We start from the raw sequence: 9669 nt of genomic DNA on the forward strand, positions 1-9669 counted from the left end.
ATCCGCTATTGAAGCTGGGATAAGCGGCGGCGCAACCCCGACGGCGCTATCCTACGCGAAAAAACTCCACGCTCTGTCCCGCATTGACCCGTCGTGCGCCTGCCGCGCCTCGGCCAGTTGCGCCGAGATCGCCGCGACCTCTTCGCGCGCGGCCGCGGTCTCGGCGCGTGCCGCGTCGCGCTCGGCCTCGGCGGCGCTGGCCGCATGGCGGGCCTCGGCGCGCAAGCGTGGCCAGCTCGCCGGTGGCCGCTGATCACGTTCCACGTCATCGCCAGGCGCGTGCAGCGCTTGCCGGCGGCGATATGGCGGCGCAGGTTTTCCGCGTCCAGCGGGTGGCGCACGTAGCGCACGGTGGCCTTGCTCTCGGCGCCGGACTGCAGCTCGATCTCCTGGTCGACGGTGAAGCCGGACGGTGCGGCATCGCCGGCCAGCCATTGCATGGCCGCCACCGGCGACTGGTTGACGTGCAGGTTGCCTGGCGCCCCCCGGTCACTTTAGGTTATTTTCCCCAGTACAGTCCAAAAAAGAAAACACCCGCATCGTTTGACGGTGCGGGCGAAGTTTCCATTCCGGAAACGGGTAGACAAGTCATGAAGAGCGCCCCCGCATCTCCATGACAGGAGCAATCTTATCGGGCAGCACCCAGCCGCGGCTTGACCAAAGTCAAGTGCGCAGCAGACTGCGGCAGCTTAACTGCCCTGGTGCGCAAGTACGTCGGCCATCTCGTCGGCGTGCTCCTCTTCCACCGCCAAGATCTCTTCCATCGTGCGGCGCGAGGTCGGGTCGCCTCGTCCAGGAAGTGGACGATTTCGCGATAGCTGTCGATGGCAATGCGTTCGGCGATCTGGTCGGGATGGGCTTGTTCCTCGTTGGAATGGGCCAGGAATTCATCGGCCACGCTCTTCGAGCTCAAGCCGTCGTCATTTCTGCCCCCGTTCAAGTCTGCCGGCATACGGGCCGCCGTCGCTTCTACATCTCATTGAGTTCAACTCAATGCTGCTTTTGTCACTTTTCCCAATAACTGAGACGGCCAATTGCGAAACATTTGAGATACATCAATAGGTGATATATGAGGTGGCCACATGCTGTGCTTGGCAAAGGCGGCTCGATACATGGTTTTACCAGTCGTATTGAACAGCATGCTGCGAGCAGCTAACATGTTCATCCTGGGCGCGATGACACAAGTGCCCACCAGCCAGACCTTTGCGTCCGAGAGCAAAGAAGCGGCCTGTACAAGCTATGCCAGCTGTCACGAACGGTAATGAAGTCCCGTAGCACTATTAGACCAATAGCTTAGGAGACGACTGTGCTGAGTCAGCATGAGTTTGCCACGCTCGTGCTGGTAAGCGACAACTCTGACCCAACGGAGCTGGACCGCGCGGATGTGGAGGCGCTGCTCACGCATCAGCTGGTTGGGCTTCAGAGCTTTGGGCCCAACCACAGCCGCCCTGGAGTCACAATCGAAGACTATGCTTTTCTCCAAGCCGTCGGGCGTGTTCGCGCAAGGGATTGTTGGCCACGCCAGGCCTCGCAGTGCGCGCATTGCTTTAACCCGTAGAGACTGCCGGCGTTTCCACTCTCACGGGCTTCCCTAGCAGCAAGGACCGCGAGGTTCGCAATGCTGCAATCTTTATTCACTCGAAGTCCGCTCCACTGGGCTCTCATCGAATAGTTCAGGGGCGGGCCGCACTTAGGAGATGCAAGATGACTCAGTGGACAGCAGAGCAATGCACCAAGGCACAGATGGCGGGCCTTGAAGCCATGGCCGGACTAACCAACAAGGTCTTGGAAGGGTTCGAAAAAGTAATGGATTTGAACCTCCAAACAATGAAAATGACCCTGGCGCATAACCGGGAGGGCGTAATGAAAGCCCTCTCAGTCCAGAACCCGCAAGAACTCATCGAATTGCAAATCGAATTATTTCAACCTGCAGCCGACAAAGTTTTGGAGTATCGGCGTCAACTGCACGACATCCTTGCTGCTACGCGGGCGGAGTTCGAGAAGATCGCCGAAGTCCAATACACAACAAGCAAGGGCCAGCTGCAGGGTCTCATAGATAGCGCGGTGAGCAACGCCCCATCCGGCTCGACGGCTCCGCTGGCCGCCTGGCAGGAGGCCGTAAAGGCGACCACTGCGCTCTATGAGTCGATGCAGTCGACGGCAAAGCAGGCCGTGGAAGTAGCCGAGAACAGTTTCAATACGGCTGCGGCGGCGGCCTCGAAAGGCGCGCGGCATCGTGCAGCGCTGGCGTCTCCGGCAGCTGCAAAGTAGTCCGGCAGCGCTGGGCCCGCCTCATCCATGCGGTTATACCAAGACATAGGGGATTGGAGACATGACCAAAAAGCTTGCCGTTGTCACGGGTGGTATGGGCGGTTTGGGCGAGGCCATCAGCATCTGGCTCCAGGGCACTGGTTATTTGGTGGCTGTCACCCGTTCTCCCGGCAACAGCGGTGTCGCAGACTGGCTCGGCTCGGGCGGATGGAGGAGCAAGACCGAAATTCCACTTACCCCCGTACCGAGATTGATGCCGGCCAGGAGGCCATGCTGACGCTGTCGATCTACAAAGGTGGTATTGCCGTCAATCGCGATGCCGAGTGGTTCGCGGACGAGTCCATCTCGTACAAGACGCTCGGCGAGATCTGCCTGGCCCAGCCAGGCGGCGTGGGCTTCCAGATCTGTGAGCAGAAGATCATGGCCCAGTCGGCGCCGCAGCCCACGTCGAACAATCTCGAGGAAGCCTATCGTCGAGGCCCGGTACGCAAGGCAGACGAGCTGGTGTCGCTCGGCAAGTCTGTCGGCCTCGACGGCGAGCGCCTGCAGCAGATCGTTCAGCGCTACAACAGTGACGTGGCCAACGGCCGCGACAGCGTGTTCGGGCGCAGCGGCCTTTGGCGTCGCTGGGGCAAGCTCATCGCCATCGACACCGCGCCCTTCTACATCTATCCGTGCATCACAGCGATCCTGGCGACCTACTGCGGCCTGAAGGTGGATGCAGACATGCGCGTCATCGACATCCAGGGTGCGCAGATTCCGCGACTGCATGCCGCAGGCGAAGTCGTCGGCGGCTTCCACGGCTCGGGCTACATGAGCGGTTCGTCGCTGTCCGAGTCCGTCATCTTCGGCCGCGTCGCGGCTCGCACTGTGCTGGAGGGAGCATGAAGCCAACGGTTCTGCTCATCCTGGCGCATCCGGACAAGCGCGGCTTCGGCGGCGCGCTGGCTGAGGCCTACGTCAAGCCACTGCAAGCCCAAGGCTGTGATGTCGAAGTCCTACACCTGCCGGCCATGGAGTTCGACGCCACCCCGGCCGGCCGCCCCCCGGAACTCGAAGCGGATCTTGTGCGTGCGCGCGCTGCGATCCAGCGCGCCGTCACATCGCACTCATTTACCCTACCTGGTTCGGGGCGATGCCAGCCCGGCTCAAAGGGTTCTTCGAGCGCGTCTTCGGCAACGACTTCGCCTTCAAGTTCAAGCCGAAATCGCTGTTCCCGGAGTCGTTCCTGACTGGCCGCTCTGCGGACATTCTCGTCACCATGGACACGCCACCATGGATCTACCGGTTCCTGCTGGGTGCGCCTGGCCACAGGCTCATCCGCCACGCTATCCTCGGCCCTTCCGGCATCCGCCCCATCAAGATCATGACTTTCGGTCCCCTGCGCGCATCCAGCGATGGCCAGCGACAAAGGTGGCTGGCCCGAGCCCAGGCCCGCGCCACGTCGATCGCCAAGCGGCTCAACGCAGGGGCCCGTACGACGCCTGCCTGAGACACCCGCTGGACGTTGTTTGAAGTAATGCTCGCTCGCCGCCATCAACCGTCCGGCTTCAACTGGGACGCGCGGTCGCAAGGCCCGATATCGTTCGCACCGCTTCACTTGTGCTGCCGCGCAGCATAGGCAGGTCGACCAGCCAAATTAGTGTGAATTTCAGCAAGGGCCGATATTCTAGATTTCCCATGCCTGCGTTGGCTCTTGATTCGGGCGACAAAAAAGCCTAAGGTGGTTTTCGGTGCGCGCTCCCAGCGCTACTCGCCCCGATGCACCCACTGCCGTCGCCATCGTCCTCCGTGGAACTCGAGCCACGGAGCAGCAGTCGTAGTTCCTTTGTCCACCCACGACAAAGGAGGCCGACATGCTAAGTCCGCATGAAATCGCCGCGCTACTGCTGCTTGACGATGCGCAGGAGATCCACGACCTCGAACCCGAGCATTTGGACAGCTTGCTGGTCCACAAACTGGTCACGTTGGAGCATGGTCATGATACCGGCAATGCCTACCCCCGCCTGACAAGTCAGGGGCATTCCATGCTCGACGCCGTGCGCCGCATCCGGTAACAGTCGGCTCGTGCGGGAGAGCAAACTTCACGCGTAATCGCGGCTCAGGGCTGATATGACCGTTGTCAATCGAGATCGGTTTGTTTCAGTTTCTCAGTTGCATGTTGTCCTAAATTGCAACGTAGCCGTAAATCTCGACGGTGGATTACGCTGATATCCGCGGATTGGCTACCGCATTACAGAGGTCCAATGAGCCTGCCGCTATCTAAAGCCGCGAGTCGGATGAAATCCGTTGCGTAGCCCTGTCGCGGGCTACTCGGGTGCCGGGCTACGCCGCCTTCAGGAAACTGCCTCCAAGGTATGTGTCAAATATGTCGATACTGCAGCGCTCAGTTACGTTGCCCGCGCCTCGTGTGGTACGGCGAGCGACATCGCGAGCCGGCTGATGTCCCAGATGAACCCGCTCAGTTCGCGGGCCACTGCGACCACCGCCATGTTCGGGATCTTTCCGCGCGCAGCGAGCTTCCGATAGCGCCGGCACAGTAGAACCTGGGCGTCCCAGGCACGGTCAAGGATAGCTTTGGGGATGCGTTCGTGCCTGCGCTGGATCTCGGGACTGACGCGTGCAGGTACCGGTAACTCCGGGCTGCCTCGACCAGCAGCTTTCTGGCATAGCTGTTGCCGTTCTTGGTGATGCTGCCCTGACGCCGTTTGTCGCCCGATGAGTGCTCGGAGGGCGTCACGCCGAGCCAAGCCATGAGCTGGCGCGGATGCGCGAAGCGCGAGAGATCGGCGATCGGCGCGTTCATGTTGGCATAATGCACGTGCCGCGGGCGTCGCAGGCCTCCTCGATAGAGCCCATCCCTGCATGCTGGGGCGTGGAACACAAGCGCGAGGCGCGTGCGCCGGCACTCACGGCCGGGTCTTGACGACTTTACCGGACTTGCTGGAGGGGACAGATAAAGAGCACCCAACTGTTCCGCATCGCACAACGACGCAGCCTCCGGCCGGTCGCCCGCCAGATCCGCCAAGTGCTGCATCGAGTGCTGTCTTGACACCTTGTCGCCGGCTTCCTTTAATGGGTTACGTGTATCAAGGTGCTTTATCTGACAGGTTCGGCCGAATACCTCAAGCCATGATGGAATCCGGGGAAGTCCACGATCCGCAGCGCAAGAAGGAAGAACTGCGCAGCTTCCTGTTCCTCACCGCCGTGATGGTGCCGGTGCTGTCGGTCATCGTCGTTGCCGGCTACGGGTTCATTGTCTGGATGAGCCAACTGGTGGGCGGCCCGCCCTCGCACTGACAGGCGCCCGCCAGGCGGCGGCGTCACCGGTAACAAGCAAAAGAAGGTGAAGCGGCATTTAGCTGGAGGTTCCGCATGCCGACTGCGAAGCGTGCCATCCCCATACAGCCACTCCCATGCGGCGAGGAGTGGCATATCGCCGGCATCGTGGTGCACACCCTTCCCGACAGCCTGCCCCAGGTGCGAGCGGCCATTGAGGCCATAACCGGCGCCGAGATCCACGCGGTCAGCGACGACGGCAAGCTGGTCGTCACCGTCGAGGCGCCCACGTCGCGCGCCATTGCCGCACACCTCACCTGCCTCCACCAGTTGGAGGGCGTGCTCTCCGCCGCGCTGGTCTACCAGCACAACGAAGACGCCGCAGCGATGAACGAGGAGATGGCCGATGAAGATCTCTCGTCGTGATTTCATCAAGCAGACCGCGATCACGGCTACCGCATCCGTGGCAGGCGTGACCCTGCCAGCGGGGGCCGCCAACTTTGTCACAGACAGCGAGGTGACCAAGCTGAAGTGGTCAAAGGCGCCATGCCGGTTCTGCGGCACAGGCTGCGGCGTCACCGTCGCCGTCAAGGACAACAAGGTGGTGGCCACGCAAGGCGATCCGCAGGCCGAGGTCAACAAGGGCCTGAACTGCGTCAAGGGCTACTTCCTGTCCAAGATCATGTACGGGCAGGACCGGCTCACCAGGCCGCTCATGCGCATGAAGAACGGCAAGTACGACAAGAACGGCGATTTCGCGCCGGTCACCTGGGACCAGGCGTTCGACGAGATGGAGCGCCAGTTCAAGCGCGTGCTGAAGGAAAAGGGTCCGACCGCGGTCGGCATGTTCGGCTCCGGCCAGTGGACGGTATGGGAAGGCTACGCGGCCGCCAAGCTCTACAAGGCAGGCTTCCGCTCCAACAACATCGACCCCAATGCGCGGCATTGCATGGCATCGGCCGCGGCCGGCTTCATGCGCACCTTCGGCATGGACGAGCCGATGGGCTGCTATGACGACTTCGAGGCCGCCGATGCCTTCGTGCTGTGGGGCTCGAACATGGCAGAGATGCACCCGATCCTGTGGACCCGCGTCACCGACCGCCGGCTGAGCCACCCCAAGACCCGCGTGGTGGTGCTCTCCACCTTCACGCACCGGTGCTTCGACCTGGCCGACATTGGCATCATCTTCAAGCCGCAGACTGACCTGGCGATGCTCAACTACATCGCCAACTACATCATCCGCAACAACAAGGTCAACAAGGACTTCGTCAACAAGCACACCGTCTTCAAAGAGGGCGTGACCGACATCGGCTACGGCCTGCGCCCGGACCATCCGCTGCAGAAGGCGGCCAAGAATGCCTCCGACCCCGGCGCGGCCAAAGTCATCACCTTCGACGAATTCGCGAAATTCGTCTCGAAGTATGACGCCGACTACGTCAGCAAGCTGTCGGCCGTGCCCAAGGCCAAGCTCGACCAGCTCGCCGAACTGTACGCCGACCCCAACATCAAGGTCATGTCGCTGTGGACCATGGGCTTCAACCAGCACACGCGCGGAACGTGGGCCAACAACATGGTCTACAACCTGCACTTGCTGACCGGCAAGATCGCCACGCCGGGCAACAGCCCGTTCTCACTGACGGGGCAACCCTCCGCCTGCGGCACCGCGCGCGAGGTCGGCACCTTCTCGCACCGGCTGCCGGCGGACATGGTGGTCACCAACCCAAAGCATCGCGAAGAGGCCGAGCGCATCTGGAAGCTGCCGCCTGGCACCATCCCCGACAAGCCCGGCTACGACGCCGTGCTGCAGAACCGCATGCTCAAGGACGGCAAGCTCAACGCCTACTGGGTGCAGGTCAATAACAACATGCAGGCCGCCGCCAACCTGATGGAGGAAGGGCTGCCGGGCTACCGGAATCCCGCCAACTTCATCGTAGTGTCGGACGCCTACCCCACCGTGACCGCGCTGGCCGCCGACCTGGTCCTGCCCAGCGCGATGTGGGTCGAGAAGGAAGGCGCCTACGGCAACGCCGAACGCCGCACGCAGTTCTGGCACCAGCTGGTCGATGCTCCGGGCGAGGCGCGCTCGGACCTGTGGCAGCTGGTGGAGTTCGCCAAGCGCTTCAAGGTGGAAGAGGTCTGGCCGCCCGAGCTGATCGCCAAAAAGCCGGAGTACAAGGGCAAGACCTTGTATGACGTGCTCTACCGCAACGGCCAGGTCGACAAGTTCCCGCTCAAGGACGTCAACGCCGAATACCACAATGCCGAGGCCAAGGCCTTCGGCTTCTATCTCCAGAAGGGCCTGTTCGAGGAATACGCCACCTTCGGCCGCGGTCACGGCCATGACCTGGCGCCGTTCGACGCCTACCACGAGGCGCGCGGCCTGCGCTGGCCCGTGGTCAACGGCAAGGAGACCCGCTGGCGCTACCGCGAAGGCAGCGACCCATACGTCAAGGCCGGCACCGGCTTCCAGTTCTACGGCAACCCCGACGGCAAGGCGGTGATCTTCGCCCTGCCCTACGAGCCGCCGGCCGAATCGCCCGACAAGGAATACCCGTACTGGCTAGTCACCGGCCGCGTGCTGGAGCACTGGCACTCCGGATCGATGACGCGGCGCGTGCCGGAGCTTTACCGTTCCTTCCCCAATGCGGTGGTGTTCATGCACCCGGAAGACGCGAAAGCGTTGGGGCTGCGCCGTGGCGTGGAGGTCGAGGTGGTGTCGCGGCGCGGCCGCATGCGCTCCCGCATCGAGACACGCGGGCGCGACGCGCCGCCGCGCGGGCTGGTGTTCGTGCCGTGGTTCGACGCCAGCCAGCTGATCAACAAGGTAACGCTGGACGCTACCTGCCCGATCTCGCTGCAGACCGACTTCAAGAAGTGCGCGGTCAAGATCGTGAAGGTATAGCGTCGGTCGAGACCAAGAACAGGGAGACGCCATGAAGCCAAGCCGATCCTGGGCAAGCCTGCTGGCCGTCTGCGCGGTGCTGCTGGCCGCGCTGGCCATGCAGGCGATCTTTTTCCCCGCGCCCGCGCGCGCGCAGGGCCTGGTGGATGCCATGCGCGGCCCCACCGCCATCGCCAACGAGCCGCGCGCCCCGCTGCTCTACCCCACAGAGAACAAGGACATCCGCCGCACGCGCAACTACACCATGCAGCCGCCGACGATCCCGCACAAGATCGACGGCTACCAGCTGGACAAGGACTTCAACCGCTGCATGTTCTGCCACGCGCGCACCCGCACCGAAGAGACCCAGGCGATCCCGGTCAGCATCACGCACTACATGGATCGCGACAACAACGTGCTGGCCGATGTTTCGCCGCGGCGCTATTTCTGCACCCAATGCCACGTACCGCAGGCCGATACTAAGCCGCTGATCGGCAACAACTTCGTCGACGTGGACACCATCCTCAAGCGCAGGCCCGGCGCCAAGGGCGCCGCCAAATAAAACGAACAAAGTGGGTACGCCATGCTCGACCTGATCAAGCGCTACTGGCGGACGATCAACCGGCCCAGCGCCTATTTCAGCCTGGGTTTCCTGACCCTGGGCGGCTTCATTGCCGGCGTGATGTTCTGGGGCGCGTTCAACACGGCGCTGGAGCTGACCAACACCGAGCAGTTCTGCACCGGCTGCCACGAGATGCGTGATAACGTCTACCAGGAGCTGCAGGGCACCATCCACTTCACCAACCGCAGCGGCGTGCGCGCCAAGTGCTCGGACTGCCATGTGCCGCACAACTGGACCACCAAGATGGCGCGCAAGATGCAGGCATCCAAGGAGGTCTGGGGCAAGGTCTTCGGCACCATCGACACCCGTGAAAAGTTCCAGGCGCACCGGCTCACGCTGGCCCAGCACGAGTGGGCCCGCTTCAAGGCCAACGACTCGCTGGAATGCCGCAACTGCCACGACTACCAGTCGATGGACTTCACGCGGCAGAGCCCGCGCGCACAGGCCATGCACTCGACTTATCTAGCCAACAAGGAAAAGACCTGCATCGACTGCCACAAGGGCATCGCCCACCATCTTCCCGACGTGTCCAAGGCCGGGGAGAAATGACACGTGCCAGCCCGCTCGCCCGAGCCGTTGCCTGATCATTCGTCGGTCTGCTCGCCCGGCTGCGCAG

General features: G+C 62.5%; 10 protein-coding genes and 4 pseudogenes. 10 read left to right on the plus strand and 4 right to left on the minus strand.

The window, feature by feature from the left end:
* Positions 1 to 51: 51 nt before the first annotated feature.
* From I6H87_RS33205 to I6H87_RS34610, 3 genes and pseudogenes are all read right to left on the minus strand, one after another.
* A complete protein-coding gene (locus tag I6H87_RS33205) occupies positions 52 to 264 on the minus strand; it encodes a hypothetical protein (RefSeq protein ID WP_193385853.1) in 213 nt (70 codons plus the stop codon).
* Positions 258 to 473 (minus strand): annotated as a pseudogene (gene rdgC / locus I6H87_RS33210) (recombination-associated protein RdgC); the annotation flags it as partial. The pseudogene rdgC and the gene I6H87_RS33205, both read right to left, overlap by 7 nt.
* A gap of 216 nt (positions 474 to 689) precedes the next feature.
* Positions 690 to 916 (minus strand): annotated as a pseudogene (locus tag I6H87_RS34610) (bacterioferritin); the annotation flags it as partial.
* A gap of 788 nt (positions 917 to 1704) precedes the next feature.
* Here I6H87_RS34610 and phaP2 point away from each other — a divergent pair.
* From phaP2 to I6H87_RS33230, 5 genes and pseudogenes are all read left to right on the plus strand, one after another.
* Complete coding sequence (gene phaP2 / locus I6H87_RS33215; protein WP_011154117.1) at positions 1705 to 2271, plus strand: TIGR01841 family phasin PhaP2; 567 nt, start codon at positions 1705 to 1707, stop codon at positions 2269 to 2271.
* A gap of 61 nt (positions 2272 to 2332) precedes the next feature.
* Positions 2333 to 2467: pseudogene (locus I6H87_RS34620) on the plus strand (beta-ketoacyl-ACP reductase); the annotation flags it as partial.
* A 74-nt stretch (positions 2468 to 2541) separates the two neighbouring features.
* Positions 2542 to 3159 carry an FAD-binding protein gene (locus I6H87_RS33220; protein ID WP_011154118.1) on the plus strand — a complete coding sequence of 206 codons (618 nt, stop codon included), beginning with the start codon at positions 2542 to 2544 and terminating at the stop codon, positions 3157 to 3159.
* A 247-nt stretch (positions 3160 to 3406) separates the two neighbouring features.
* Positions 3407 to 3763, plus strand: a complete 357-nt coding sequence (locus tag I6H87_RS33225) for an NAD(P)H-dependent oxidoreductase (protein ID WP_011154120.1) — start codon at positions 3407 to 3409, stop codon at positions 3761 to 3763.
* Between the two features lie 364 nt (positions 3764 to 4127).
* A complete protein-coding gene (locus I6H87_RS33230) occupies positions 4128 to 4328 on the plus strand; it encodes a hypothetical protein (RefSeq protein WP_011154121.1) in 201 nt (66 codons plus the stop codon).
* 333 nt (positions 4329 to 4661) lie between these two features.
* On the opposite strand, the pseudogene I6H87_RS33235 reads toward I6H87_RS33230, so the two are convergent.
* Positions 4662 to 5065, minus strand: a pseudogene (locus I6H87_RS33235) (transposase); the annotation flags it as partial.
* Positions 5066 to 5406: 341 nt separating this feature from the next.
* Here I6H87_RS33235 and napE point away from each other — a divergent pair.
* The 5 genes from napE (at position 5407) to I6H87_RS33260 (ending at position 9602) form a co-directional block, all read left to right on the plus strand.
* Positions 5407 to 5571: a periplasmic nitrate reductase, NapE protein gene (gene napE, locus I6H87_RS33240; RefSeq protein ID WP_041688704.1), complete on the plus strand. Its 165-nt coding sequence runs from the start codon at positions 5407 to 5409 to the stop codon at positions 5569 to 5571.
* 75 nt (positions 5572 to 5646) lie between these two features.
* Complete coding sequence (locus I6H87_RS33245; RefSeq protein ID WP_011154125.1) at positions 5647 to 5976, plus strand: chaperone NapD; 330 nt, start codon at positions 5647 to 5649, stop codon at positions 5974 to 5976.
* Entirely contained in the window at positions 5957 to 8452 is a 2496-nt protein-coding gene (gene napA, locus I6H87_RS33250; RefSeq protein ID WP_011154126.1) for a periplasmic nitrate reductase subunit alpha, read from the plus strand. The genes I6H87_RS33245 and napA overlap by 20 nt, the downstream gene beginning before the upstream one ends.
* Positions 8453 to 8483: 31 nt before the next feature.
* Entirely contained in the window at positions 8484 to 8993 is a 510-nt protein-coding gene (locus tag I6H87_RS33255) for a nitrate reductase cytochrome c-type subunit (RefSeq protein ID WP_011154127.1), read from the plus strand.
* A gap of 21 nt (positions 8994 to 9014) precedes the next feature.
* Positions 9015 to 9602: a NapC/NirT family cytochrome c gene (locus I6H87_RS33260; protein WP_011154128.1), complete on the plus strand. Its 588-nt coding sequence runs from the start codon at positions 9015 to 9017 to the stop codon at positions 9600 to 9602.
* Positions 9603 to 9669 lie beyond the last annotated feature (67 nt).

The sequence above is a fragment of the Cupriavidus necator genome, assembly GCF_016127575.1.
Classification (GTDB): Bacteria; Pseudomonadota; Gammaproteobacteria; order Burkholderiales; family Burkholderiaceae; genus Cupriavidus; species Cupriavidus necator_D.